Source organism: Caballeronia sp. LZ029 (assembly GCF_031451275.1).
Lineage (GTDB): Bacteria > Pseudomonadota > Gammaproteobacteria > Burkholderiales > Burkholderiaceae > Caballeronia > Caballeronia jiangsuensis.
Genome location: NZ_JARUXO010000001.1, coordinates 139,477 through 165,726, shown reverse-complemented (window position 1 = coordinate 165,726; position 26,250 = coordinate 139,477). Strand labels below are relative to the sequence as shown.

Genomic DNA, 26,250 nt, shown 5'->3' with positions numbered 1-26,250 from the left:
GCACCGGACCATGAACCAGAACGAATTGATCCAGAACGCCTGGGCGTTGACCGAAGCGATCGACGAAGCCGTCGGCAAGGACGACTGGGCGCATGCCGCCGAGCTCGCGCAAGCGCGCGCGCCGCTCGTGATGGCGCTGCAGGCCGAGCAGCCTGCGGAGGCGCTCATCGTCATTCGCAAGATTCAGGCAAGCATCGATGCAGTTGCCGCGCGTGCCCACACGGCGCAAACGGCGCTTTCGGAGACTTATCGCCGTTCGATGGACGGAGCGAAGGCCGCGAGCCGGTATCAACAGGCAGCGCGGTTCTAAAGTTTTCTTTTTCCGCGCCGATAACACTTCTAAGAACAACAAGAACAACGCGCCGATGTCCGGCGCGCTGCTTCGCTCTTGATGCCCGCTTCGGCGGGCATTTCTTATTTCTCAGCGCCCGAGCGTCAACGCGAGATACGCCGCGTACAGCACGCCATTTCCGAGCAGCGCCCACAGCACGACGCCGTTATCCTTCGCGTTGAACCGCAGCCACGCCGCCGCCGCGAGCGTGATCAGCACGCCGGTCAGCACCTCGACCCGCGGCTCCCACGGCGTCAGCATGATGCCGATTCCCGGCAGCAACGTCCCTTGAAACACCATCGCCCCGGTGATGTTGCCGAACGCGAGCGTGTCCTTCCCTCTGCGCGCCCACATGATGCTGTTCACCTTCTCGGGCAATTCCGTGGCGATCGGAATGATGATGAGCGACAGCAGCAGCGCCGAAATCCCCAGCGCATGCGACACGCCCTCGACGCCGTGAATGAACCCCTTCGCGCCGCCGACGAGCAACACGATGCCCACGAGAAACTGCAGCATGATCGTGCCGAGCGACGTCTTCAAACCGAGACGCGACGCGAACAGGGCCTCGGGCGCCTCCGTCCCATGCCCGCCCTCGACGAGCTTCGCCGAAGCCCTGAACGTCGAAATCACATAGACGACGTAAACGCCGACCAGGCCAGCCGCAAACAGCGCACGCACCTGCCACGCATGATGCGGCACGAACATCGCGGCGCACGCGATCAGGAACGCGCACAGGAAGAAGTTGAGATCGCGCGTGAAGCCGCTGCGCTCCGGCATGATCCGTCCACGCAAGCCGCGCGACTTGAGAATCGCGACCGTCATCAGGCAAGTGGAAAGCGTCGCGAGCATGAGCGGCGCGCCGAGAATCGCGCCGACGCCGATCTCTTCGTTGACCGCACGGCTCGATGTACCGCCGAGCAATGCGATGATAGGCACCGTCGTCTCCGGCAACGCCGTGCCGACCGCCGCGAACAGCGATCCGGTCACGCCTTCGGAAATGCCGAGCCGTTCGCCGAGATGTTCGAGCGCATTCGTGAAAAGCTCCGAGGCGACCAGAATGATCGCGAGCATCAACGCGAGTTCGAGGAAGAGCATCGTCATGCGGCACCTCGCATCGAAACATGCGACAGGCGCGCAAGCGTGCGCGAGAGACAGGGATGTTGTAGTTGCGGGGACACGATGATTCCACGGCCGGACGTCAAGCGAACCACGATGCGCCACGCGCCGTCCGACCAAGAACGACATAGCGCATCGATGGTCTCGCCAAACCGTTCCGGTCGAACGCGCCACGGCAGCAGGGCCGAGGATGTTGACGCGTTCTCCTTCGCTCACGAAGGAAGGCTACTCCCCAAAGACGGCGCAAGTTTAGCCTGCTGTGCCCGGTTTGGGCAAGCCGCGCATGTGCGGCGGAGAAATGTCATGAATATGCGTATGCCGATCGAATCGTTGTCGGCGCACGATGCATTCGCTAATCTAGCCGCGCCGGGCGCGTCGCTTGCTGCGTGCGCGCCATGCTCATCCACGAACAAAAATGAAGATCGGGAGATCTCATGCGCCTGAAATTTTTTGCCGCAGCCGCCGCAGTGGCATGCTTCGCCACGCCGACGCTTGCGCTGTCCAAGCCGCTTACCGTCTGCACCGAATCGAGCCCGGATGGCTTCGACGTCGTGCAATTCAATTCGCTCGTGACGACCAATGCGTCGGCGGATGTCATCTTCAATACGCTCGTCTCCTACGACGAAGCCGCGAAGAAGGTCGCGCCCTCGCTCGCGGAAAAGTGGGACGTGAGCAGCGACGGCCTGACCTACACCTTCCATCTGCGTCCGAACGTTCAGTTTCAGACGACCGACTACTTCAAGCCCACGCGTCCGCTCACCGCCGACGACGTCGTCTTCACGTTCGAGCGCATGCTGTCGGACAGCAATCCCTGGCACAAGGTCGCGGGCGCGAGCGGCTTTCCGCACGCGCAGTCGATGGGCCTCGTGAAGCTCATCAAGGCCGTATCGAAGGTCGATGACCACACCGTGAAATTCGAGCTCAACGAGCCGAACGCGACCTTCGTGCCGATTCTCACGATGGGATTCGCCTCGATCTACTCGTCCGAGTACGCCGACAAGCTGCTGAAGGCGAACCAGCAAAACGATCTGAACAGCAAGCCCATCGGCACCGGGCCGTTCGTGCTGAAAAGCTATACGAAGGATTCGGTGATCCGCTACGACGTCAATCCGGCGTACTGGGGCCCGAAGCCGAAGATCGACCGTTTGATCTACGCGATCACGCCGGATGCGTCCGTGCGCGCGCAGAAGATCAAGGCGGGCGAATGCCAGATCGCGCTGTCGCCGAAGCCGCAGGATGTGCTCGACGCGAAGAAGGACAAATCGCTGAAAGTGAGCGAGGCGCCCGCGTTCATGACGGCGTTCGTCGCGCTCAATACGCAGAAGAAGCCGCTCGATAATCCGAAGGTGCGTCAGGCGATCAACATGGCTTTCGATCGCACGACGTATATGAAGACCGTGTTCGACAACACGGCCACGCCCGCGGTGAATCCGTATCCGCCGAATACGTGGAGCTACGACAAGAACGTCACGGCGTACAAGTATTCATCCGCCGATGCGAAGAAGCTGCTCGCCGACGCCGGCTTCCCGAACGGTTTCGACACGACGATCTGGGTCCGCCCGAACGGCAGCGTGCTGAATCCGAATCCGAAAGCCGGCGCCGAACTGCTGCAGGCGGACCTCGCGAAGATCGGCGTGAAGGCGCAGGTGAAGGTGATCGAGTGGGGCGAACTGATCAAGGAAGCGAAACAAGGTCAGCACGACATGCTGTTCATGGGCTGGGCCGGCGATAACGGCGACCCGGACAACTACATGTCGCCGCTCTTCAGTTGCAACGCGGTGAAGTCGGGCATCAACTTCGCGCGCTATTGCGACAGCCAGCTCGACAAACTCATCGCCGACGGCAAATCGACAGCCGATGTCGCGCAGCGCACGAAGGCGTATGTCGATGCGCAGAAGATCATCCACGATCAGGCGCTGTGGATTCCGCTCGTGTATCCGACGGCCGCCGCGCTCACGCGTGCGAATGTCAGCGGCTATAACGTGAGTCCGTTCGGGCGCGTGAACTTCGGCGGCGTTTCGGTGCAGTGAATAATGTCAGGCCGGCGTGAAGCGGATCACGCCATCGTCGCCGGTCTGACGCTTCAACGTTCCATCGAGCCAGAGCAGGTTCAGATGCGCGAGCGCTTCGCCGAGCGCGAATGTCATCTGATGAATGTCGAGCTTGCGCCTGAACATGATCGGCACGATATCGGCGGCGCTGCACGGTTTCGCGGCGCACGCCTCGCGCACCTCCGCCAGCCGCGCGCGATGATGCTCGCGCAATTGCCCGATGCGCGTCTGCACACCGCGAAACGGCTTGCCGTGCGACGGCAGCGCGAACGTATCGGCGGGCATCGTTTCATAGCGGCCGAGCGATTCCAGATACAACGCGAGCGGATTGCCTTCCGGCTCGACCGCGAACACGGACACGTTCGTCGAGATGCGCGGCAACACCATGTCGCCGGAAATGAGCAGCTTGTCGGCCGCGCAGATGAGCGCGCTGTGCTCCGGCGAATGGCCGTAGCCCGACACCACTTCCCAATTGCGCGTGCCGATATGAATGACATCGCCGTTGCGGATGCGCCGGTATTCGGCGGGAATCGACGGCACGAGCGTCGGGTAATAGCTGTCGCGCTTGCGCAGGGCATCGAGCGAGGCTTCGTCGGTCAGACCGTGCGCCGCGAAATGCGCCGCCGCGCGCTCGCCGCCTGCGTTGGAACCATCGCCCGCGGCCATCACGCGGCCCATCGCGTATTCGCCCAGCGAGATCCACAGGCGCACGTTCCAGCGTTTTTTGTCGCCGCCGTTGCAGATCCAGTCGGCGAGGCCCAGATGGTCCGGATGGCAATGCGTGACGATCACGCGCAGCACCGGCAGGCCATCGAGCACGGAATCGAACACGCGCTCCCAGTTGGCTCGGATCGTGTCGCTCGAAATGCCGCAATCGACGACGGTCCAGCCCTTCACGCCGTCGATTTCGTCGCGCAGCAGCCAGAGATTGATGTGATCGAGCGCGAACGGCAACGGCATGCGCAACCAGAACACGCCCGGCGCCACTTCCTTGACGCCGCCCGATTCGGGCAGTGTGTCGGCGAAAACATAATCGAGCTGGTGTTCGAGGGCGTTCATTCGGTCCGTGCCTCCGGGTTTGCGCCGCGTTGCAATTTGGCGAAGTTGACGATAACGTAAACATCCATTCTAACGTTGCGCGCGCAATTGCGCTGCCGGCCCGCGATGACTCAGCCGACGCACTACACCATCACCGAACTGGCGCGTGAATTCGACATCACGCCCCGCGCGATCCGCTTCTACGAAGATCAGGGCCTGCTCGCCCCGAAGCGCGAAGGCTCGAACGGCCTGCGCCGCGTGTATTCGCCGCGCGACCGCACGCGCCTCAAGCTCACGCTGCGCGGCAAGCGGCTCGGCTTCACGCTGTCGGAAATCCGCACGCTGCTCGATCTCTACGACTCGCCCACCGGCTCGACCACGCAACTGCAAGCTTTCGTCGATACGATCGCGGCGCATCGCGAAGTGCTCGAACGTCAGCTCGAAGACCTGAACACGACACTCACCGAACTCGCCGCTTATGAGGAGCAAGGCCGCGCGCTGATCGCTGCGGGAACGGAAAAGCGCACACGCAAGCCCAAAGCAGCATGATGTGACTGTCACACGCGAAGCGAAGGGTCGACATGAATCATTTCCCCAAGCTGCTCTCGTCGCAAATCGGCTTCGATGTCGCGCAGACGATACTCGAAGGCTTCGAGCATCATTACCGCGTGTTCCGCGAAGCCGCGATCGACGCGAAGAGTCTCTTCGAGCGCGGCGAATGGCTCGCGTTGCAGCAACTGGCGCGAAACCGCATCGCGTCGTATGACGATCGCGTCGCGGAATGCGTGACGTCGCTCGAAGACGAATACGACGCCGAGAACATCGACGACGACGTGTGGCAGCAGATCAAGCTGCATTACATCGGCTTGCTGACGACGCACCGGCAGCCCGAATGCGCTGAGACGTTCTTCAATTCCGTGTGCTGCAAGATTCTGCATCGTTCGTATTTCAACAACGATTTCATCTTCGTGCGCCCGGCCATCTCGACCGAATACATCGAGAACGACGAACCCGCCGCGAAGCCCACGTATCGCGCGTATTACCCGCAGAACGACGGCCTCGCCGCGACGCTCGAACGCATCGTCACGAACTTTCAGCTAGAGCCGCCGTTCGAGGACTTGCCGCGCGACGTGCAGTGCGTGATGGACGCGATGCGCGATGCCTTCGGCGATCTCACGCCCGCGCCGAATTTTCAGATTCATGTGCTGTCATCGCTGTTCTTCCGGAACAAGGCGGCGTATATCGTCGGGCGCGTCATCAACGGCGATGCGCTGCTGCCCTTCGCCATCGCGATCCGGCACACGTCGCCCGGCCTGCTTGCGCTCGATACCGTGCTGCTGTCGCGCGAGCAGGTGCTCATCATCTTCAGCTTCTCGCACTCGTATTTTTTGGTCGATATGGAGGTGCCGTCGGCGTTCGTGCAGTTCCTGAGCACGATCATGCCGCGCAAGCCGAAGGCCGAAATCTATACGTCGGTCGGCCTGCAGAAGCAGGGCAAGAACGATTTCTATCGCGACTTGCTGCATCACCTGTCGCATTCGAGCGATAAGTTCATCGTCGCGCCCGGCATCAAGGGGCTCGTGATGATCGTCTTCACGCTGCCGTCGTTTCCTTACGTGTTCAAGCTCATCAAGGACGCGTTTCCGCCGCCGAAGGAAACCACGCGACAGAAGATTCAGGACAAGTATCAGCTCGTGAAGCGTCACGATCGCCTGGGCCGCATGGCCGATACGCTCGAATATTCAAGCGTCGCGCTGCCCGTCTCGCGCCTCGACGACGCGCTCATCCGCGAACTGGAGAAGGAAGCGCCGTCGATGATCGAGTACGAAGGCGACAATCTCGTCATCAGACACGTGTATATCGAGCGCCGCATGGTGCCGCTGAATCTCTTCCTGAAAGACGGCAGCGATGACGAAATCGATCACGGCATCAAGGAATACGGCGATGCGATCAAGCAGTTGATCCAGGCCAACATCTTCCCCGGCGACATGCTGTACAAGAATTTCGGCGTGACGCGGCACGGTCGCGTGGTGTTCTACGATTACGACGAAATCGAGTATCTGACCGATTGCAACGTGCGCCGCGTGCCGCCGCCGCGCAACGAGGAAGACGAGCTGTCGGGCGAGCCGTGGTATACCGTCGGGCCGCACGATATCTTTCCCGAAACGTACGGCACATTTCTGCTCGGCGATCCGCGCGTGCGCGAGGCCTTCATGCGCCATCACGCGGATTTTTTCGATCCCGCGCTCTGGCAGCGCTACAAGGAACAACTGCAGCGCGGCGAGCTCGCCGATTTCTTTCCCTATGACCGGGACGTCCGATTCAGCATCCGGTATCCGGAGCGCTTCGAGAAGTCCGGTCGACAGGACGCGCGCGCCGCCTGACGCGCGCCGTCCCGCTTTGACTATCGACTATGAACCACACTCCCGACAACAACGAATCCCCGACTCCGCTGGCCCATCTGTTCGCGAACAATCAGGAATGGGTTGAGCGCAAGCTCGCCGAGGACGCCGATTTCTTCAAGCGTCTCGCGCATCAGCAGACGCCGGAGTATCTGTGGATCGGCTGCGCGGACTCGCGCGTGCCCGCCAACGAAATCATCGGCCTGCCGCCGGGTGAAGTGTTCGTGCACAGAAACATCGCGAACGTGGTCGTGCACTCGGACCTCAACTGTCTGTCGGTCATCCAGTTCGCTGTCGATCTGCTGAAGGTGAAGCACATCATGGTCGTCGGCCATTACGGCTGCTCGGGCGTGGGCGCGGCGCTCGTCGGGCGGCGCGTCGGTCTCGCGGACAACTGGCTGCGCCATGTCGAAGACGTGCGCGAGAAGCACGCCGCGCTGCTCGACGAATGGCCGATGGGCGATGCGCGGCATCGTCGTCTCGTCGAGTTGAACACGATCGAGCAGACCATCAACGTGTGCCGCACGACCGTCGTCAACGATGCGTGGGCGCGCGGGCAGGAACTCACCGTGCATGGCTGGACCTACGGCGTGCACGATGGCCGTTTGCGCAACATGGGCATGATGATCAGCGCATCGGACGAAATCGATCCGGTGTATCGCGCCGGCATTGCAGAAATGAGCCGCGGCGGCGCGCATTCCACGGAGAACGATGTACTCGCGTCCGATGCGGCGCGTCTGGGCGATATTCCCGCCGTTATTCAAGGCGTCATCAAGGAGTTGAAACATGAGTGAGACACAAACCGATCCCGTCGTTATCGTCTCGGCGGCGCGCACGCCGATGGCCGCGTTTCAGGGCGACTTCGCTTCGCTGACCGCGCCGCAACTCGGCGCCGCGGCAGTCAGGGCCGCGGTCGAGCGCGCGGGGGTGAAACCCGAGCAGATCGACGAAGCGATCATGGGTTGCGTGCTGCCCGCCGGACAAGGCCAGGCGCCTGCGCGTCAGGCTGCGCTCGGCGGCGGGCTGCCGCTGTCGACCGGCTGCACGACGATCAACAAGATGTGCGGCTCCGGCATGCGCGCCGCGATGTTTGCGCATGACATGCTGCTGGCCGGATCGGTCGACGTGATCGTCGCGGGCGGCATGGAAAGCATGACGAATGCGCCGTATCTCCTGCCGAAGGCGCGCGGCGGCATGCGCATGGGCCACGGTCAGGTGCTGGATCACATGTTCCTCGACGGCCTCGAAGACGCCTACGAAAAGGGCCGCCTGATGGGCACGTTCGCGGAGCAATGCGCCTCATCGTATGCGTTCTCGCGCGAGTCGCAGGATGCGTTCGCGGTCGAATCGCTGCGGCGCGCGAAACGGGCGAACGAAGACGGCTCGTTCAAGTGGGAGATCGCGGCGGTCACCGTGCAAGGCAGGAAAGGCGATACCGTGATCGACCGCGACGAGCAGCCGTTCAAGGCGAACATCGAGAAAATTCCGTCGCTCAAGCCCGCGTTCGCCAGGGACGGCACGGTGACGGCGGCCAATTCGTCATCCATTTCGGACGGCGCGGCGGCGCTCGTGATGATGCGCGAATCGACCGCCAAGCGGCTTGGCGTGAAGCCGATTGCGCGCGTCGTCGGGCACAGCACGTTCGCGCAGGGACCTGCGTTGTTCACGACTGCGCCCGTCGGTGCGATCAGGAAGCTCTTCGAGAAGAACGGCTGGCGCGCGAGCGATGTCGATCTGTATGAGATCAACGAAGCGTTTGCCGTCGTGACGATGGCCGCGATGCGCGAACACGATCTGCCTCACGACAAGGTCAATGTGAATGGCGGTGCATGTGCGCTCGGGCATCCGATCGGCGCTTCGGGTGCGCGCATTTTGGTGACCTTGCTCGGCGCATTGAAGACGCGCGGGTTGAAGCGTGGCGTCGCGAGTTTGTGTATCGGCGGCGGCGAAGCGACGGCGATGGGGTTGGAACTGGTTTGAGTCGTGCGGGCCGGTCCGGGTGCTGTGCGCCGGGGCCGGCGTGGTTGCTAGTCGAAGGGATTCAGCATTTTCACTCCCACGCGCTCGAAGTCCCTGACATTGCGCGTGACTACCGTCAAACCGTGAGCCAGGGCCGTTGCTGCGATGAGCCTGTCTACTGCAGGCTCCGGGTGCCGGGCTCGGAGACGCCCCCACAAATCTCCGATGTTCCTGTCCACTGGCACGATCTTCCCTTCATATCTGCGCAGAACACGTTTCAGCCACGCCTCCACGTTTGCCGCCTGCCGGGCGTCACCTTTGAGACGAAGTGAATCGACGCCACGTCGAAGTTCGCCGACGGTGACCACGGACAGAAACACCCCTTCGTTTCTTCGTTCAGCGCCGTCGAAGAACGCGCGAACACCTTCGTTCGCGCGCTCTTCTCTCCTGGTTTCGCTGATGACGTTGGTATCAGCCAGAAACATCGGAGTCTCCGTTGCTGGCGTGACGATCAAAAATGGAGTCGTCGCAGTCGATCTTCGGAAAACTCAGGAGGGCTCTGATGAAGCCTGCGTTATCGTCATCGTCCGGCTCGCCCATCTGCCTTCGCACCTCCGCCTCGATCTTCCGCCGTCGGGCGGCATCCGCCTGTATCTCCCGAAGCTCTTCCTCGTCGATATTCGACGGTAAAGTTCCCTGAATGATTTTGAACATGGTCTGCTCCTCGTCTGAGCGTTGCGAGTAGCGTGACTTTACTCCCATTTAATAAGCATCCCTAGTCATCCAAACGATATAGGAATTTACTGCAACGACCCCTTCACCGCCCCGCCAACGACATCGCCACTGCGCGCTTGAACGGCGTCAATCTTTCGCCGATGCGCAACATCGCATCACGCGCGATCCGCGCAGGCAACGAGTCGCGCGTATAGATCTCGGTGATCAATCGCGTGAGCAGATAACGCGGCCGCGTCTCCCGCCGATGCTCTTGCTCGTATCGCGCAAGCAGCGCATCGCCGGCGATATCGCGCCCCGCCGCACGCGCATCGCGAATGCTGCGCGAAAGCAACTCGATGCCAGCCAGCCCGAAATTGAACCCGTGCGCCGTGACCGGATGCATGCCGACCGCCGCATCGCCGACCGTCGCGAAACGCTTCGCCACGAATCGCTTCGGATACACCGACACCAGCGGATAGACATGCCGCGTCGTGCGCAAGGTCATCGACCCGAGCCTGCGCTCGAAGCGGCGTTCGATCTCGCGATTGAACGCATCGGGATCCAGCGCGCTCAATCGCTCGGTGTCGCGCGCGTCGAGCGTCACCACGACCGACGACCGATGCGCGCCCGTCTGCGGATCGGGATTCATCGGCAGCAGTGCGAGCGTCTGCCGATGACCGAACCATTCCCACGCCGCGTGATCGTGCGGCGCGTCGTGCGTCATGCAGCAGACCAGCATCGACTTGCCGAAGTCGTGCATGTCGGCGGCAATGCCAGCCATGCGCCGCGTGGCGGAGAAGCGGCTGTCCGCCGCGACGACGAGCTGCGCCGCGATCGTCTCGCCGCTTTCGAGCCGCACGCGCGCACCGCAGGCATCGGTATCGAGATCGATCACGCGCTCGGACGCGATGATCCGGATATCCGCGCCCGCCGCCCGGCGACGCTCGAACGCGTCGAACGCCGCGCGCCGGATCAGATGATTCGACACGAGCCAGCCCAGCTCGGCATGTCCCGAGAGCGCATGACCGATCTTCATCGAGAACGGCGACGACCCGTTGAAGATGCGCGCATCCACGAGCTGCGATTTCGCGTGCGCATCGATGCGCTCCCACACGCCGAGCGTCTTCAGAAACGCGACGGACTTTTGCGTCAGCGCGATCTCGCGGCCGTCGAACGCGGGCTCGCGCAGCGCGTCGTGAGTCTGCTGCTCGACGAGCACGATCGACACACCCGCCCCGCTCAACGCATTCGCCAGACACAAACCCGCCGGCCCCGCGCCGACGATCACGATATCGGTATGCACCATCTTTCCGGTCTTACTTTTCTGAAAGCGCACAACGATAGCCGAACGGCTGACGAACGAGCAGCGACAGCGGGTCGCGCGCTATAGTCGCAAGGTCGTCCACACAAGGAACATGTCGGTCATGAAAACGGTATTGATCGTCGGCGCGTCGCGCGGCCTCGGCCACGAATTCGCGCGCGAATATTGTCGCGATGGCTGGCGCGTGCTCGCCACGGCCCGCGACAAATCCTCGCTCTCCGCGCTCGACGCGATGGGCGCGCAAACCTTCCCGCTCGACGTCACGCAGCCCGAGCAGATCGCCGCGCTCGCGTGGCAACTCGACGAGGAAAAGCTCGATGTGGCGATCGTCGTGTCGGGCGTGTACGGTCCGCGCACGGAAGGCGTCGAAACCATCGGCGCAGACGATTTCGATCAGGTGATGCACACCAACGTGCGCGGCCCGATGCAACTGATTCCCGTGCTGCTGCCGCTCACCGATGCCGCGAACGGCGTGTTCGCGGTCGTGTCGAGCAAGATGGGCAGCATCGGCGAGACGAGCGGCACGACCGGCTGGCTGTATCGCGCAAGCAAGGCCGCGCTCAATTCCGCGTTGAAGGTGGCGTCGCTGGAATCGCGTCATTCGGCGTGCATCGCGCTGCATCCGGGTTGGGTGCGTACCGAAATGGGCGGACCATCGGCGGCGATCGACGTCGCGCACAGCGTGTCGGGCATGCGCGCGGTGATCGCGGAAGCGGGCGCGATGCGCGACGCGTTCAACGGAACCTTCGTGCAGTACGACGGCACGAAGCTCGAATGGTGAAACCGGAGGGAATGTGACTTATCAGGTACACGGCGTTTCCGCATCGGGCAACTGCTACAAGGTTCGCCTCATCCTCGAACAACTCGGCCTGCCTTACGTGTGGCATGAAGTCGACATGATGCACGGCGCGACCCGCACGGAAGAATTCAAGCGGCTCAATCCGAACGGAAAGGTGCCGGTGCTCGTCATCGACGAAAACACGACGCTCTCCGAATCCGGCGCGATCCTCTGCTATCTCGCCGATGGCACGCCGCTCATGCCGACCGATCGCCTCGAACGCGCGCAGGCGCTGCAATGGATGTTCTTCGAGCAGTACAGCCATGAGCCGTTCGTCGCCGTGGCGCGCTTCATCCTGCAGTTTCAGAAGAATCCCGGCGATGCCCGCCTGCCCGAAAAAATCGCCGGTTCCTATCGCGCGCTCGACGTGATGGAGCAGCATCTCGCCACGCACACGTTTTTCGCGGGCGAGCGTTACAGCGTCGCCGATATCGCGCTCTATGCTTACACGCACGTCGCCGATCAAGCGAACGTCGACCTGTCGCGCTATCCGGCGATCCGCGCGTGGCTCGAACGCGTGCGCAGCCAGCCGCTGCACGTCGAGATGCCGGGCGTCGATCAATGAAGCCGGTGGAATGTCCCTGCGGCGGCGCCGCGCCCGACCAGCGTCCGAATGCGCGCGCGCCGCGCTACAAAACGTGTTGCGGGCGTTTCATCGACGGCGGCGAAAAGCCCGCCAACGCGATGGAACTGATGCGTTCGCGCTACACCGCGTACGTGCTCGGCGACACGGTCTATCTTCGTGCGACGTGGGCCGAATCGACCTGCCCGCCCGATCTCGACGCGTCCGACAACGACACGCGCTGGCTCGGCCTGCAGATCAAACGTCACACGCCGATCGACGCCGATCACGAGGAAGTCGAGTTTGTTGCGCGCTACAAGTTTGGCGGGCGCGCGCATCGGCTGCACGAGGCCAGCCGCTTCACGCGCAACAGCGACGGAAACTGGATTTACGTCGATGGTCAGATAAAAGAAAAGTAAATATGTCTTTAAGAAATATGAGGTGGTGCACGGTATTAATTTCCTAAGAATTTCCTTTCAGATTAAACAGTTACGGGGTAGCACTTATTGTGCAGTGCAATTTTGAACGGTTAATCTCTGTTCACGTCAGGGCGCAGTCATCTTCGTGCCCGGGCGCTCGCAGCGAAGCCCCGTTTTGAAGCCAATTGTCATGCCTTTTCCTGGCATGACTCCCGGAACCCGCAGTCGATACTGCTCATCACGAGCAGCGCGGTAGGTTTGTGACTTCAAAAAGCGTTGGGCACGCCGTATCAACGTTTATCGGAAGCGCAGTCGGAGTTCACGGATGGCGATCAGAACCTGGTTGGTCGGATGCAGCATGGTGTGCGCGCTCGCGACGTCACTCGTCACGTCCGCCGTGCGCGCCGAACCGATCGGCGGCGTCCGTCAATCCGAAGGTCTCCAGGCGCCCGCATTCGGCCAGCCGCTGTCCCGCATTCCCGATTCGCTCGACGCCGGCCTGCCCGCCGTGTCGAATGGTCTGAACGAAGCCGTCATCGAAATTCCCGAAGCCGACATCGCGCTCGAAACCACCGTGTTCAAGCCGGACGGCGCCGGCCCGTTCCCGATGATCGTCTTCAATCACGGCAAGCTGCCCGGCGACTCGCACGCGCAGCCGCGCAATCGTCCGGTCGCGCTCGCGCGTGAATTCGTGCGCCACGGCTATGTCGTCGTCGTGCCGAATCGCCGCGGCTTCGCGGGCTCGGGCGGCGAATACGCCGGCCACGGCTGCGACGTCGAGGCGAACGGCTTCGCACAGGCGCAGGACGTCGCGGCGACGGTCGCGTACATGAGCGAGCAGTCGTATATCGACAAGACGCATATCGTCGTCGCGGGCACCTCGCATGGCGGCCTGACGACCATCGCCTACGGCGCGCGCGAAGCCGTCGCGGCGCCCGGCGTGCGCGGCCTCATCAACTTCTCGGGCGGCCTGCGCCAGGACGAATGCACGGGCTGGCAGAAGAATCTCGTCAGCGCGTTCGGCGATTACGGCCAGAACGTGCGCCTGCCGTCGCTGTGGCTCTACGGCGACAACGATTCGGTCTGGCAAGGCGATCTTTCCGTGCAGATGTTCACCGCCTTCACGTCGCACGGCGCGCGCGCGAACATGGTCGATTTCGGCACCTACAAGAACGACGCGCATCGTCTCGTCGGCGATCGCGACGGCGTGCAGATCTGGTGGCCGCGCGTGAAGGCCTTCCTCGCGCAGATCGGCATGCCGACCGCCGTGCAGTATCAGGTTTCCGAGCCGGACATGCCGAAAGCGACCAACTTCGCGGATCTCGATTCGGTTCAGGCCGTGCCGTACGTCGATGAAACCGGCCGCGCCGGATATCGCAACTTTCTCTCGCAGTATTCGAGCCGCGCGTTCGCCGTGTCGGATTCCGGCGCGTGGTCGTGGGCCGAAGGCGGCGACGATCCGATGGCCGTCGCCATCGCGAGCTGCCAGAAGCAGAGCGCCGATCCGTGCAGGCTCTATGCGGTGAACAATCGCGTCGTCTGGAACGATCAGGCGGCTGAAACGCAGACCGCGTCGCGCTGAACCCGCCCTTACCGCTTTATTCGAACGCCGGCCTTCGCGCCGGCGTTCGCTTTTGTCGAATCTGCATCTTCCGCGCCAAACCGTCGACAACGCTTCGAAATGAACGAAGTTGCGCGCGATAGCGCGTTTTCGCATTTCCGTTGGGCGCGCGCGCATGGGCAAAAAACCTTCCGATTACGGAAGGTTGGCCATCTTTTAGCGATAATTGAATCGCGCAGTTTTCCCAGCAACGCAAGCGTCCAGACGCTTGCCCGACGTATCCGGTCCGCACCGCGCGCGCGGGCCTGGGAGCCGTTTTTGAACACAGAAGCCAATCAGGACTGGGTTGCACGCTCGCTTTCCGCCGTGTGGCATCCGTGCACCCAGATGAAACATCACGAGCGCGTGCCGCTCGTGCCGATCGCGCGCGGCAAGGGCGCGTGGCTCTACGATCCGCAGGGCAACCGCTATCTCGATGCGATCAGCTCGTGGTGGGTGAACCTCTTCGGCCACGCTAACGACGACATCAACCAGGCGCTGAAGGATCAGCTCGACACGCTCGAACACGCGATGCTCGCCGGCTGCACGCACGCGCCCGCCGTGGAACTGGCCGAGCGTCTTTCCGCGCTCACCGGCCGCACGCTCGGACATGCGTTCTTCGCCTCCGATGGCGCGTCGGCGGTCGAGATCGCGCTGAAGATGAGTTTTCACTTCTGGCGCAATCGCGGGCAGAGCGAGAAGCGCGAGTTCGCGTGCCTCGCGAACAGCTATCACGGCGAAACAATCGGCGCGCTCGGCGTCACCGACGTCGCCATTTTCAAGGACGCTTACGATCCGCTGATTCGTCATGCGCACGTGGTCGCGTCGCCGGCTGCGGTCGGCGTCGATGAAGCCATCGCTGCGATGCGCGCGCTTTTTGCGCAACGTGCGTCGACACTCGCGGCCGTCATCGTCGAGCCGCTCGTGCAGTGCGCGGCCGGCATGGCGATGTACGACGCGTCGTATCTCACGCAATTGCGCGCGTTGTGCGACGAATTCGGCGTGCATCTGATCGCCGATGAAATCGCCGTCGGCTGCGGCCGCACCGGCACTTTTTTCGCGTGCGAGCAGGCGGGCATCTGGCCGGATTTCATCTGCCTGTCGAAGGGCATCAGCGGCGGCTATCTGCCGCTTTCGATCGTCCTCACGCGCGACGACATCTACGCCGCCTTCTACGACGACGACATCACCCGCGCCTTTCTGCATTCGCATTCGTACACGGGCAACCCGCTCGCGTGCCGCGCCGCGCTGGCGACGCTCGACCTGTTCGAGCGCGCGAACGTGCTGGCGGAAAACCGGCGCAAGTCCGCGTTGCTGCACGAAGCGTTGCAGCCGCTGCTCGAACATGAGCGCGTGCGCAATCTGCGCCAGCGCGGCACGATCTTCGCGTTCGATGTCGATATCGACGACAAGACGTTCTCGCGCCGCTTCTTCACGAACGCCTTGCAGCGCGAACTGCTGATGCGCCCCATCGGCACGACGGTCTACATGATGCCGCCGTACATCCTCTCCGACGACGAACTTCTGCTCCTCGCGCAACGCACGCGCGACACGCTCGACGCGACGCTTGCCGGAGACGCCGCATGACGAACACATCGAAGGCGCTGTTTGAAACGCTGAAGCAAGGTCTCGCCGATATCGACGCGCGCGGCCTGCGACGCCGCCGCAAGACGATCGACAGCGCGTGCTCCGCGCACATGACCGTCGATGGCCGCGAGATCATCGGCTTCGCGAGCAACGATTATCTCGGCCTCGCCGCGCACGAAGCGATCCGCGCGGCGCTCGCGGAAGGCGCGTCGCTATACGGCGCGGGCAGCGGCGGATCGCATCTGCTCGGCGGCCATTCGCGCGCGCACGCGCAACTCGAAGACGATCTCGCCGCGTTCTCGGGCGGTTTCGTCGACAACCCGCGCGCGCTCTATTTCAGCACCGGCTACATGGCGAACCTCGCGGTGGTGACCGCGCTGGCCGGGCGCGGCACGATCGTGTTCTCCGATGCGCTGAACCACGCATCGCTGATCGACGGCGTGCGTCTGTCGCGCGCGCAGACGCAGATTTATCCGCACGCCGACATGGAAGCGCTCGACGCGATGCTCGACGCCTCGCGCGACGAAGCGGCGACGAAGCTCATCGTCACCGACACCGTGTTCAGCATGGACGGCGATATCGCGCCGCTCACGCGTCTCGTCGAGCTCGCGGAAAAGTACGGCGCGTGGCTCGTCGTGGACGATGCGCACGGCTTCGGCGTGCTCGGTCCGCAAGGGCGCGGCGCACTCGCCGCTTACGCGCTGCGCTCGCCGCATCTCGTCTATGTCGGCACGCTCGGCAAGGCGGCGGGCGTCGCGGGCGCGTTCGTCGCGGCGGATGAAACCGTCGTCGAATGGCTCGTGCAGCGCGCGCGTCCGTATATCTTCACGACGGCGTCGCCGCCGGCTGTCGCGCATGCGGTGTCGGCGAGCTTGAAGATCATCGGCGGCGACGAGGGCGATCGAAGACGCGCGCATCTCGCATCGCTCATCGAAACTACGCGCGCGATGCTCAAACGCACGCGCTGGATGCCGGTCGATTCACACACCGCCGTGCAGCCGCTCGTGATCGGCGGCAACGACGAAACGCTTGAAATCGCCGCCGCGCTCGACAAGCACGGCCTCTGGGTGCCCGCGATTCGTCCGCCGACCGTTCCGCAAGGCACGTCGCGCCTGCGCATTTCGCTTTCCGCCGCGCACAGCGAGGACGATCTCGCGCGCCTCGATCACGCTTTGAACACGCTATGACTGCTTTATCGCTATTCGTCGCCGGAACCGATACGGAAATCGGCAAAACCTTCGTCTCCGCCGCGCTGCTGCACGGCTTCGCGCGCGCGGGCCTGCGCGCCGCCGCGATGAAACCGATCGCGTCGGGCGCCATCGAGCGCGACGGCGTGCTGCACAACGAAGACGCCGATCAGCTCGACGCCGCCGCGAACGTCGCGCTGCCGAACGACATCCGCACGCCGTTCATGATGCGCGAGCCGATCGCGCCGCACATCGCCGCCGCGCGGGAAGGCATCGCGCTGGATATCGGGCGCATCGTCGACGCGCATCGCCATGCGATGACGAAAGCGGATATCGTCGTGGTGGAAGGCGTCGGCGGCTTTCGCGTGCCGCTTACCGACACGCACGACACCGCCGATCTCGCGATCGCGCTGAATCTGCCGGTGGTGCTCGTCGTCGGCATGCGGCTCGGCTGCATCAGTCACGCGCTTTTGACCGTGGAAGCCGTCGCGTCGCGCGGATTGAAGCTTGCGGGCTGGGTCGCGAATCGCGTCGACCCGAACATGCTGTATCCGGACGAAAATATCGCAACGCTCAGGCAACGGATCGACGCGCCGCTCGTCGGCGTGATTCCGCATCTCGCGCCGAACGACGCACGGCGCGCCGCCGATTCGCTCGACATCGGCCTTCTGACAGACCAGCTTCATCGAAAGGATTGACCTCATGACACAGCAAACCGCCGCAGAGACCACTTCCACGACCACCACGACCACGCCGCAACCGATGCAGCGCTGGCGCGTCGCCGATGTCGTCGCGCTGTACGACCTGCCGTTCAACGATCTGCTCTATCGCGCGCAGACCGTGCATCGCGAAAATTTCGATCCGAACGCGGTGCAGCTTTCCACGCTGCTCTCGATCAAGACGGGCGGCTGCGAGGAAGATTGCGCGTACTGTCCGCAGTCGGTGCATCACGACACCGGCCTCAAGGCCGAAAAGCTGATGGACGTCGACGAAGTCCTGAAGGCCGCCGAAACCGCGAAGTCCAACGGCGCGACGCGCTTCTGCATGGGCGCGGCGTGGCGCAATCCGAAGGATCGTCATCTTGAGCCGATCAAGGACATGATCCGTGGCGTCAAGGCGATGGGCCTCGAAACCTGCGTAACGCTCGGCATGCTGGAAGCGCATCAGGCGCAAGGACTGCGCGACGCCGGTCTCGATTACTACAACCACAATCTCGACACGTCGCCTGAGTTCTACGGCCAGATCATCTCGACGCGCACGTATCAGGATCGTCTCGACACGCTCGAACACGTGCGCGATGCGGGCATCAACGTGTGCTGCGGCGGGATCGTCGGCATGGGCGAATCGCGGCGCGAGCGCGCCGGGCTGATCTCGCAGCTCGCGAATATGGAGCCGTATCCGGAATCGGTGCCGATCAACAATCTCGTGCAGGTCGCAGGCACGCCGCTCACCGGCGTCGAAGCGCTCGATCCGTTCGAGTTCGTCCGCACGATCGCGGTCGCGCGCATCACGATGCCCAAAGCGATGGTGCGTCTGTCCGCCGGACGCGAGCAGATGGACGAAGCGTTGCAGGCGCTGTGCTTCGCCGCCGGCGCGAATTCGATCTTCTACGGCGACCAGCTTCTGACGACGAGCAACCCGCAAGCAGAAGCGGACCGCAAGCTGATCGAGCGTCTCGGGATGCGCGCGGAGTCGGCGCAGAACGTCGGCGTCGAAAGCGCGGAGCGCTCGTGCGGACACGGCCACGCATGAAAATCATCTTCTACGAAAAAGGCGCGGATCTCGACGCCTGGCTCGGCGGCCTTCGACGCGAGTTGCCCGATGCCGACCTGCGCGTGTGGGAACCGGGCGACACCGCGCCCGCCGATTACGCAATCGTCTGGCGCGCGCCGCGCGAACTCTTCGCGAACCGTCCCGACCTGCAGGCCGTGTTCAATCTCGGCGCGGGCGTCGACGCGATTCTCGATGTCGAACGCAACGAGCCCGGCACGCTGCCGCCGAACGCAAAGCTCGTGCGTCTGGAAGATACCGGCATGGCGCAGCAGATGGTCGAATATGCGACCTACTGCGTGCTGCGCTATCTGCGCCGTTTCGACGAATACGACGCCCTGCAACGCGAAGGCCGCTGGGAAAAACTGCCGCAACATGCGCGCGAGTCGTTCACGGTCGGCGTGCTCGGGCTCGGCGTGCTGGGCGCTGAAGTCGCGAAGGGACTGCTGAAACTCGGCGTGCCGGTGCGCGGCTACAGCCGGTCGCCGAAGACGATCGAAGGCGTGCAGGTCCACGCGGGCCCGGAACAATTCGACACGTTTCTCGACGGCGTGAAGGTGCTCATCAACCTGTTGCCGCATACGCCGGACACCGAAGGCATTCTGAACGCGCGCACGTTCGGCAGGCTCGCGCGCGGCGCGTATCTCGTGAACGTCGCGCGTGGGCCGCATCTCGTCGATGCCGATCTGCTCGCCGCGCTCGACCGCGGCCAGCTCGCCGCCGCGACGCTCGATGTCTTCCACACGGAACCGCTGCCGCAGAATCATCCGTTCTGGACGCATCCGCGCGTGTCGGTCACGCCGCACATTTCGGCGGAAACGCTGCGCGACGAAAGCATCGTGCAGATCGCCGGCAAGATCAAAGCGCTCGCGCGCGGCGAGCCGATCAGCGGCATCGTCGATTTCAAGCGCGGATACTGAACGCATCGCATCGCAAATAAAGGGAGACAGCCATGATTCCGTCCAAAGTGAAAATCGTCGAAGTCGGGCCGCGCGACGGCCTGCAGAACGAGAAGGAGTTCGTGCCGACCGAAACCAAGATCGAACTCGTGAACCGGCTCGCGCGGGCGGGCATCGTGAATGTGGAATCGACGTCGTTCGTGTCGCCGAAATGGGTGCCGCAGATGGCCGACGCCGCCGCCGTGATGGCCGGCATCGAGCGCCGTCCGGGCACGATCTACTCGGTGCTGACGCCGAACATGCGCGGCTTCGAAGGCGCGCTCGAATCGAAGGCCGACGAGATCGTGATCTTCGGCGCGGCGAGCGAGGCGTTCTCGCAGAAGAACATCAACTGCAGCATCGCGGAGAGCATCGCGCGTTTCGAGCCGGTCGCGAAAGCCGCGAAGGACGCCGGCGTGCGCCTGCGCGGCAGCATCTCGTGCACGCTCGGCTGCCCGTATCAGGGCGAAGTGAGCATCGAGTCGGTCGTGGATGTCGTGGAGCGCATGAAGGCGCTCGGCTGCGATGAGATCGACATCGCGGATACCATCGGCGTCGGCACGCCCAAACGCACCCGCGAAGTGCTCGCGGCCGCGCAGAAGGTGTTTCCGCGCGAGCGCCTTTCCGGGCACTTTCACGACACGTACGGCCAGGCCATCGGCAATATCTATGCGGCGCTGCTCGAAGGCATCGAGATCTTCCACGCATCGGTCGCGGGGCTCGGCGGCTGTCCGTATGCGAAGGGCGCGACGGGCAATGTCGCGACGGAAGACGTCGTCTATCTGATGAACGGGCTCGGCATCGAGACGGGCGTCGATCTCGATCAGCTCGTCGATATCGGCGATTTCATTTCGCGCGCAATCGGCAAGCCGAGTTCGTCGCGCGCGGGCAAGGCAATCTTCACGAAGAAACGCGACGGCGCGGCTGCCTGCGTCTGAAAAGGGAACACGATGACAGACCACTTACCCGACTCCGCGCGCCGCGTCGCGCTTTTGCTGAAAGAACGCGGCCATCCGCACGATGTCGTGATGCTGCCCGAAACCGGAAAGACCTCGGCCGAAGCCGCCGCGGGTCTCGGCTGCTCGGTCGCGCAGATCGCCAAGTCGATCCTCTTTCGGCGCCGCGAGGACGATGCGCCCGTGCTCGTGATCGCGAGCGGCGCGAATCGCGTCGACGAGGCGAAGGTCGCGGCGCGCGTCGGCGCACTGGCGCGCGCGGATGCGAAGTTCGTGCGCGAAAAGACCGGCTATGCGATCGGCGGCGTGTGCCCGATCGGCCATGCGGTCGAGCCGGTTACGCTGATCGACGAAGACCTGCTCGCGCTCGACAGTCTCTGGGCCGCGGCCGGGCATCCGCACGCGGTGTTCAATTTGTCGCCGCAGGAGCTGATCGAACTGACGGGCGCGCCGGTCGTCGATGTCGCCTTGCGTGAGACGGCCGAGTCATGACCGGCATGGCGTCGCCGTGCGTCGATGTCTGCCGCATGAACCCGGAGACCGGCTTTTGCGACGGCTGCCTGCGCACCATCGAAGAGATAGCCGCGTGGGCCTCCTGCGACGATGACGAAAAACGCGCGGTGCTGGCGCGCGTCGAAAGCCGCCGCCAGGGCGCGCGCGTCGTGACGATCGGCGAATCGTTCGAAGCGACACTCGCATTGCCGCCCGATTCGATCAAACACTTCGCGACGCTCGTCAACGATCTCAATCCGCTGCATCACGACGACGCCTACGCGCGCGCGAGCCGCTTCGGTTCGCTGATCGCATCCGGCACGCAGCCGAGCGCGCATTTGATGGCGATGCTCGCCGCGCATTTCTCGCGCGACGCGCAGCCGCTCGGCCTCGAGTTCGGCATCAAGCTGACGCGCGCGGTGAAGGCGAACGACGTGCTCACGATGTTCTGGCGCGTCACCGAAGCGAAGTGGAAAGCGAGCCTCGGCGGCGATCTCGTGAAGCTCGAAGGCGGCGCGTGCAATCAGCATGGCGAGACGGTGATGAAGGCGACGGCGACCATCGTCGTGATGCCGAAGGAGCCGCGCGCGTGAGGGCGCTTCCGGAATCCATGACGGTGTTCGAGCGCGGCTGGCTCTCGTCGAACAATGTGCTGTTCACGAGCGGCGAAGCCACGGCGATCGTCGATACGGGCTATGCCTCGCACGCGCCGCAAACGCTCGCGCTCGTGAAGCAGAAGCTCGGCGCGCGCACGCTCGATCTGATCGTCAATACGCATCTGCATTCGGATCATTGCGGCGGCAACGCGCTGCTTCAGGAAAACTATGCGTGCGACACGCTGATTCCCGCGAGCGAGGCGCACGCCGTGCGCGCGTGGGACGAAGACGCGCTGACGTTCCGCGCAACCGGCCAGCGCTGCGAGCGCTTCGGCTTCACGGGCACGATCGAAAACAGCGCGACGCTCGCGCTCGGCGGCTTCGACTGGCACGTGCTCGGCGCGCCGGGACACGATCCGCATTCGCTGATGCTACATTGCCCGGAGAAGCGCGTGCTCATCAGCGCCGACGCGTTGTGGGAAAACGGCTTCGGCGTGATCTTTCCCGAGCTCGAAGGCGACAGCGGTTTCGCGGAAGAGCGCGCGGTGCTCGAACTGATCTCGACGCTCGACGTCGATATCGTGATTCCCGGCCACGGCGCGCCTTTCACCGATGTCGCGCGCGCGCTCGATACTGCGTCGTCGCGGCTCGATTACCTGCAAGCCGATCCCGCGCGCAACGCGAAGAACGCGCTCAAGGTGCTGATCGTCTTCAAGCTGATGGAAGTGCGCGCGATGTCCTTCGATGCCGTGCTCACGATGACGGAGCAAGCCCGCGCGATGCGTGCCGCCGCAGACGCGCTCGCGCCGGCGAACGAGCGTCGGAGGCTCATCGAGACGATCATCGGGGAACTGGCGCGCGGCGGTTCGGTGAATGTGAACGGCGCGATGGTGTCGGCGGCCTGAATCAAAGCGGACGCGCAAAAGAAAGCCGCTTGTCAGCTACGGCAAGCGGCAGAATCATATGGACGTGATCAACGTCCAACGTATCGTAACGCGACGCTATTGCACGTGCATCGGTGCTTTCCCTACAAAACTTTAACGATCACCTGAATCGGCGTAAGACCCAATGCCGGCGCGGGTTTCAGGGTGCATCGGCCTGGAAGAAGGCAAGCATTTCCGCGAGCAGCATGTCGGGCTGTTCCTCGGGAATGTAGTGCCCGCACGGCAGCGCGCGGCCGCTCACGTCGCGTGCGACGCGCCGCCATTCGACGAGCGCATCGAAGCATCGTTCGATCACGCCTTCTTGTCCCCACAACACGCGCAGCGGACACGCGACCTTCAATCCGCGTTCGAGATCGGCGCGATCGTGATCCAGATCGATGCTCGCCGATGCGCGATAGTCCTCGCACATCGCGAAGATCGCGCCGGGCGATGCGAGCGCATCGCGATACGCCTGCAAGGCATGCGGCGCGAACGGCGCAAGTCCCGCATGGCGATTTCCCATCACGCGATCGATATACGCGTTCGGATTGCCGCCGATCAGCAACTCGGGCAGCGGCGACGGCTGAATCAGGAAGAACCAGTGGAAGTACGCGGTCGCGAAAGCGCGGTCGGTGGCTTCGTACATCGCGAGCGTCGGCGCGATATCGAGCAGCATCAGACGATCGACGGCATCGGGAAAGTCCATCGCCATGCGATGCGCGACACGCGCGCCGCGATCGTGCGCGCAGACGAGAAAGCGCTCGAAGCCGAAGTGACGCATCACCGCGACCTGATCGGCGGCCATCGCGCGCTTCGAGTAGGGCGTGTGACGCGCGTCGCTCTTCGGTTTCCCCGACGCACCGTAGCCGCGCAAATCCGTCGCGATCACGGTGAAGTGCTTGGCGAGATCGTCGGCGCACTTGTGCCAGATCTCGTGCGTTTGCGGATGACCGTGCATGAGGAGCAGCGGCGGCCCGTCACCGCCTTTCATTCCAACGATTTCGACGCCCCCCGCATCGACGCGAAACGGTTCGTAGTCTCCGAAAGACATGATGTTTTCTTGTTCGTGGCGTTGCGGATCATTGTAGGCGCGGGGGCGCGGTTGCTGAGGTGCCGGAGGGCCCGCAAACACGGAAACCGAAGAGTTCCTCGGGAAATGACGAATATGTCGCGAACGTTGTCACGCTTATAATCGAACGATCGTTCGCTGATCCGGTGCGCACGCTTCCCCGAAAACGAGCGCCAGTTCGTAGAATGCTTTCAATGCTGCCCGGATTCACTCAGGAGATTCGCGCCATGGCCCTGCCCGCCGTCTTGCAGCACCTCACGTTGCCCGTTGTCGGTTCACCGATGTTCATCGTCAGTTATCCGGAACTCGTGCTTGCGCAATGCAAGGCGGGGATCGTCGGCTCGTTTCCGGCGCTGAACGCCCGCCCCGCCGAATTGCTCGACGAGTGGCTCACGCAGATTCAGGCCTCGCTCGCGGAGCACAAGGCGGCGAATCCCGATGCGGTCATCGGACCGATCGCGGTCAATCAGATCGTTCATCAGTCGAATGCGCGGCTGGAGCAGGACGTGCGCGTGTGCGTCGAGCACAAGGTGCCGATTTTCATCACGAGCCTGCGCGCGCCGGTCAGGGAAATGATCGATGCGGTGCACTCGTATGGCGGCATCGTGCTGCACGACGTGATCAATCTGCGACACGCGCAGAAAGCGCTCGAAGCGGGCGTGGACGGCCTCATTCTCGTCGCGGCCGGCGCGGGCGGCCACGCGGGCACGACCTCGCCGTTCGCGCTCGTCGGCGAAGTGCGTCGCATGTTCGACGGTCCGATCGTGCTCTCGGGCGCGATCGCGAACGGCGGCTCGATTCTCGCTGCGCAGGCGATGGGCGCGGACCTCGCCTACATGGGCACGCGCTTCATCGCGACGAAGGAGGCGCACGCGCTGGAAGAGTACAAGCGCGCGATCGTCGATGCGAAAGCCGCCGACATCATCTATACGAATCTCTTCACGGGCGTGCACGGCAATTACATCCGCGAGAGCATCGTCAATGCGGGGCTCGACCCGGACGCGCTGCCCGAGTCCAACAAGGACGCGATGAATTTCGCCGAAGGCACGAGCAAGGCGAAGGCATGGAAGGAAATCTGGGGCGCGGGGCAAGGTGTCGGCCTGATGGAGGACGTGCCGAGCGTCGCGGAGCTGGTCCAGCGCCTGAAACGCGAGTACGACGACGCGAAGACGCGCCTCGCGATCGGCTGATTGTTTTCCGCCAGCCGCAAAAAAACACCGCGCATGAAGCGCGGTGTTTTCGTTTTGGCGTACGCGCTGCTTAGAACTTCGCGCGGATGCCGACGCCGAACGTATCGCCCGACGACAGGCTCGTGTACTTGTCGTTCAGGTACGCCGCGTAGACGTCGGTGCGCTTCGACAGCGGGTAGTCGTAGCCGAGCGCCCAGCTCTTGTGCGTCTGGTCGAGGCCGCCGTTGCTGCGCGAGTACGCGTACGACGCCATCACCGTGCCCGGGCCGAGAGGAACGGTCACGCCGCCCTGACCGGTGTTGACGTGGAACGTGCCGGGGCCTTCGAAGTCGTTCTTCGTGTACATGTACTGCGCGAAGAACTTGACCCACTTCATGTCGAACGATGCACCCAACTGGCCGACGCTCTGGCTCTTGTAGCCGGGCGTCGCGAAGCCGTCGATCGAAGTCAGGTCGCCGGGCGTGTTGTTGAAGTTCACGTACTGATAGACGCCGGTGGCCGCGAACGGGCCGTGGAAGTACAGGAACTGCGCGCTGTACTTCTTCGAGCGGCCGTCGCCGGCGGTGTTGCCGAAGCTGTACATCACGCTGCCCGACAGACCGTTGAAGTCAGGCGACGTGTACTGCACCGAGTTGTTCCAGCCCGAATCGCCGACCACGCCCTGATCCGTCCGATACGTCGGGAACGTGCCTGCGCCGAGGAACACGTGATAGACCATCGGCGAGAAGACGTACGAATCGACGAACGGGTTGAAAAGAATCGTCGAGACGAAGAGTTGCGTCGTCAGGCGGCCAGCGGTGAACGTGCCGATCGGACCTTGAATGCCGACGTACGAGTTGCGCGCAAAGAAGGTGTCGCCCTGGAAGCGCCCGTACTGGCCGTTCTGCGCGCGGAAGAAGCTTTCCAACGTGAAGATGGCCTTGTAGCCGCCGCCGAGATCTTCAGCGCCCTTCAAGCCCCAGTACGACGTCGACATGCCGCCGCCGCTCACGTTCCACGCGCGATCGCCGCCCGGAAACTTTTGAGCGCCGACCCATTCGTCGACCTGCCCGTACAGCGAAACGCTCGATTGCGCGTGCGCCGCCCCCGCGGCGAATAGACCGAGCATCGCTGCGGCGACTGCGGTGGCCTTGACCGTTGCTTTCACCGTAGTCTTCGGCGCACGGTTGACGGTTGACTTCATGAACTCTC

27 protein-coding genes and 1 riboswitch are annotated in these 26,250 nt (G+C 63.5%); of the genes, 20 read left to right on the top strand and 7 right to left on the bottom strand.

Annotated elements, in window-relative coordinates; genetic code table 11:
• Positions 1 to 10: 10 nt before the first annotated feature.
• Positions 11 to 310 (top strand): flagellar protein FliT, encoded by a 300-nt coding sequence (locus QCE73_RS00790; protein WP_309879422.1) that lies wholly within the window; start codon positions 11 to 13, stop codon positions 308 to 310.
• A 111-nt stretch (positions 311 to 421) separates the two neighbouring features.
• On the opposite strand, the gene QCE73_RS00785 is transcribed toward QCE73_RS00790, so the two are convergent.
• Positions 422 to 1,432: a sodium:calcium antiporter gene (locus QCE73_RS00785; protein WP_309879421.1), complete on the bottom strand. Its 1,011-nt coding sequence runs from the start codon at positions 1,430 to 1,432 to the stop codon at positions 422 to 424.
• Between the two features lie 88 nt (positions 1,433 to 1,520).
• Positions 1,521 to 1,696: riboswitch (yybP-ykoY riboswitch) on the bottom strand.
• Positions 1,697 to 1,881: 185 nt separating this feature from the next.
• On the opposite strand from QCE73_RS00785, the gene QCE73_RS00780 reads away from it, so the two are divergent.
• A complete protein-coding gene (locus tag QCE73_RS00780) occupies positions 1,882 to 3,477 on the top strand; it encodes an ABC transporter substrate-binding protein (RefSeq protein ID WP_309879420.1) in 1,596 nt (531 codons plus the stop codon).
• A 6-nt stretch (positions 3,478 to 3,483) separates the two neighbouring features.
• Here QCE73_RS00780 and QCE73_RS00775 read toward each other — a convergent pair whose 3' ends face one another.
• A complete protein-coding gene (locus tag QCE73_RS00775) occupies positions 3,484 to 4,557 on the bottom strand; it encodes an MBL fold metallo-hydrolase (RefSeq protein ID WP_309879419.1) in 1,074 nt (357 codons plus the stop codon).
• A 105-nt stretch (positions 4,558 to 4,662) separates the two neighbouring features.
• On the opposite strand from QCE73_RS00775, the gene QCE73_RS00770 reads away from it, so the two are divergent.
• From QCE73_RS00770 to QCE73_RS00755, 4 genes are read left to right on the top strand one after another with little or no spacing between them, the layout of a single operon-like run.
• On the top strand, positions 4,663 to 5,085 hold the full coding sequence (locus QCE73_RS00770) for a MerR family DNA-binding transcriptional regulator (RefSeq protein ID WP_035497437.1): 423 nt from the start codon (positions 4,663 to 4,665) through the stop codon (positions 5,083 to 5,085).
• Between the two features lie 32 nt (positions 5,086 to 5,117).
• Entirely contained in the window at positions 5,118 to 6,920 is a 1,803-nt protein-coding gene (gene aceK, locus QCE73_RS00765; protein WP_309879418.1) for a bifunctional isocitrate dehydrogenase kinase/phosphatase, read from the top strand.
• A gap of 29 nt (positions 6,921 to 6,949) precedes the next feature.
• Positions 6,950 to 7,732, top strand: a complete 783-nt coding sequence (gene can / locus QCE73_RS00760; RefSeq protein WP_035497434.1) for a carbonate dehydratase — start codon at positions 6,950 to 6,952, stop codon at positions 7,730 to 7,732.
• On the top strand, positions 7,725 to 8,918 hold the full coding sequence (locus QCE73_RS00755) for an acetyl-CoA C-acetyltransferase (RefSeq protein WP_309879417.1): 1,194 nt from the start codon (positions 7,725 to 7,727) through the stop codon (positions 8,916 to 8,918). The genes can and QCE73_RS00755 overlap by 8 nt, the downstream gene beginning before the upstream one ends.
• A 47-nt stretch (positions 8,919 to 8,965) precedes the next feature.
• Here the strand turns inward: QCE73_RS00755 and QCE73_RS00750 are convergent, their stop codons facing one another.
• The 3 genes from QCE73_RS00750 to ubiM all read right to left on the bottom strand — a co-directional run bounded on the left by QCE73_RS00750 (position 8,966) and on the right by ubiM (position 10,917).
• The gene (locus tag QCE73_RS00750; RefSeq protein ID WP_238209536.1) at positions 8,966 to 9,382 is read right to left on the bottom strand and encodes a type II toxin-antitoxin system VapC family toxin; all 417 of its coding nucleotides are present in this window, start codon (positions 9,380 to 9,382) and stop codon (positions 8,966 to 8,968) included.
• Complete coding sequence (locus tag QCE73_RS00745; RefSeq protein WP_309879416.1) at positions 9,369 to 9,611, bottom strand: hypothetical protein; 243 nt, start codon at positions 9,609 to 9,611, stop codon at positions 9,369 to 9,371. The genes QCE73_RS00750 and QCE73_RS00745 overlap by 14 nt, the downstream gene beginning before the upstream one ends.
• A 103-nt stretch (positions 9,612 to 9,714) precedes the next feature.
• Positions 9,715 to 10,917, bottom strand: coding sequence for a 5-demethoxyubiquinol-8 5-hydroxylase UbiM (gene ubiM, locus QCE73_RS00740; RefSeq protein WP_309879415.1), 1,203 nt, complete (start codon positions 10,915 to 10,917; stop codon positions 9,715 to 9,717).
• 118 nt (positions 10,918 to 11,035) lie between these two features.
• Between ubiM and QCE73_RS00735 the strand changes: the two genes are divergently transcribed.
• From QCE73_RS00735 to QCE73_RS00675, 13 genes are all read left to right on the top strand, one after another.
• Positions 11,036 to 11,713 (top strand): SDR family oxidoreductase, encoded by a 678-nt coding sequence (locus tag QCE73_RS00735; protein WP_035497917.1) that lies wholly within the window; start codon positions 11,036 to 11,038, stop codon positions 11,711 to 11,713.
• Positions 11,714 to 11,726: 13 nt separating this feature from the next.
• Positions 11,727 to 12,335 carry a glutathione S-transferase family protein gene (locus QCE73_RS00730; RefSeq protein WP_309879414.1) on the top strand — a complete coding sequence of 203 codons (609 nt, stop codon included), beginning with the start codon at positions 11,727 to 11,729 and terminating at the stop codon, positions 12,333 to 12,335.
• Complete coding sequence (locus tag QCE73_RS00725) at positions 12,332 to 12,751, top strand: YchJ family protein (RefSeq protein ID WP_309879413.1); 420 nt, start codon at positions 12,332 to 12,334, stop codon at positions 12,749 to 12,751. Before QCE73_RS00730 ends, QCE73_RS00725 begins: the two co-directional genes overlap by 4 nt.
• A 325-nt stretch (positions 12,752 to 13,076) precedes the next feature.
• Positions 13,077 to 14,333, top strand: a complete 1,257-nt coding sequence (locus QCE73_RS00720) for a dienelactone hydrolase family protein (protein WP_035497424.1) — start codon at positions 13,077 to 13,079, stop codon at positions 14,331 to 14,333.
• 297 nt (positions 14,334 to 14,630) lie between these two features.
• A complete protein-coding gene (locus QCE73_RS00715) occupies positions 14,631 to 15,938 on the top strand; it encodes an adenosylmethionine--8-amino-7-oxononanoate transaminase (protein ID WP_309879412.1) in 1,308 nt (435 codons plus the stop codon).
• Positions 15,935 to 17,125, top strand: a complete 1,191-nt coding sequence (bioF, locus tag QCE73_RS00710) for an 8-amino-7-oxononanoate synthase (RefSeq protein WP_309879411.1) — start codon at positions 15,935 to 15,937, stop codon at positions 17,123 to 17,125. The genes QCE73_RS00715 and bioF overlap by 4 nt, the downstream gene beginning before the upstream one ends.
• Complete coding sequence (gene bioD / locus QCE73_RS00705; protein WP_309879410.1) at positions 17,122 to 17,823, top strand: dethiobiotin synthase; 702 nt, start codon at positions 17,122 to 17,124, stop codon at positions 17,821 to 17,823. Before bioF ends, bioD begins: the two co-directional genes overlap by 4 nt.
• Positions 17,824 to 17,827: 4 nt before the next feature.
• Positions 17,828 to 18,877 carry a biotin synthase BioB gene (bioB, locus tag QCE73_RS00700; protein ID WP_035497419.1) on the top strand — a complete coding sequence of 350 codons (1,050 nt, stop codon included), beginning with the start codon at positions 17,828 to 17,830 and terminating at the stop codon, positions 18,875 to 18,877.
• Complete coding sequence (locus tag QCE73_RS00695; protein WP_309879409.1) at positions 18,874 to 19,815, top strand: glyoxylate/hydroxypyruvate reductase A; 942 nt, start codon at positions 18,874 to 18,876, stop codon at positions 19,813 to 19,815. The genes bioB and QCE73_RS00695 overlap by 4 nt, the downstream gene beginning before the upstream one ends.
• 32 nt (positions 19,816 to 19,847) lie before the next feature.
• Entirely contained in the window at positions 19,848 to 20,771 is a 924-nt protein-coding gene (locus QCE73_RS00690) for a hydroxymethylglutaryl-CoA lyase (RefSeq protein ID WP_309879408.1), read from the top strand.
• Between the two features lie 12 nt (positions 20,772 to 20,783).
• Positions 20,784 to 21,281: a YbaK/EbsC family protein gene (locus QCE73_RS00685; RefSeq protein ID WP_035497415.1), complete on the top strand. Its 498-nt coding sequence runs from the start codon at positions 20,784 to 20,786 to the stop codon at positions 21,279 to 21,281.
• Positions 21,282 to 21,316: 35 nt separating this feature from the next.
• Positions 21,317 to 21,874: a DUF1289 domain-containing protein gene (locus QCE73_RS00680; protein ID WP_309881872.1), complete on the top strand. Its 558-nt coding sequence runs from the start codon at positions 21,317 to 21,319 to the stop codon at positions 21,872 to 21,874.
• Positions 21,871 to 22,782, top strand: coding sequence for an MBL fold metallo-hydrolase (locus QCE73_RS00675; RefSeq protein WP_309879407.1), 912 nt, complete (start codon positions 21,871 to 21,873; stop codon positions 22,780 to 22,782). Before QCE73_RS00680 ends, QCE73_RS00675 begins: the two co-directional genes overlap by 4 nt.
• Positions 22,783 to 22,960: 178 nt before the next feature.
• Here QCE73_RS00675 and QCE73_RS00670 read toward each other — a convergent pair whose 3' ends face one another.
• A complete protein-coding gene (locus tag QCE73_RS00670; RefSeq protein WP_309879406.1) occupies positions 22,961 to 23,851 on the bottom strand; it encodes an alpha/beta hydrolase in 891 nt (296 codons plus the stop codon).
• 245 nt (positions 23,852 to 24,096) lie between these two features.
• On the opposite strand from QCE73_RS00670, the gene QCE73_RS00665 reads away from it, so the two are divergent.
• The gene (locus tag QCE73_RS00665) at positions 24,097 to 25,059 is read left to right on the top strand and encodes a nitronate monooxygenase family protein (protein ID WP_309879405.1); all 963 of its coding nucleotides are present in this window, start codon (positions 24,097 to 24,099) and stop codon (positions 25,057 to 25,059) included.
• A gap of 70 nt (positions 25,060 to 25,129) precedes the next feature.
• Here QCE73_RS00665 and QCE73_RS00660 read toward each other — a convergent pair whose 3' ends face one another.
• Entirely contained in the window at positions 25,130 to 26,242 is a 1,113-nt protein-coding gene (locus QCE73_RS00660) for a porin (protein ID WP_035497409.1), read from the bottom strand.
• Positions 26,243 to 26,250: the final 8 nt, after the last annotated feature.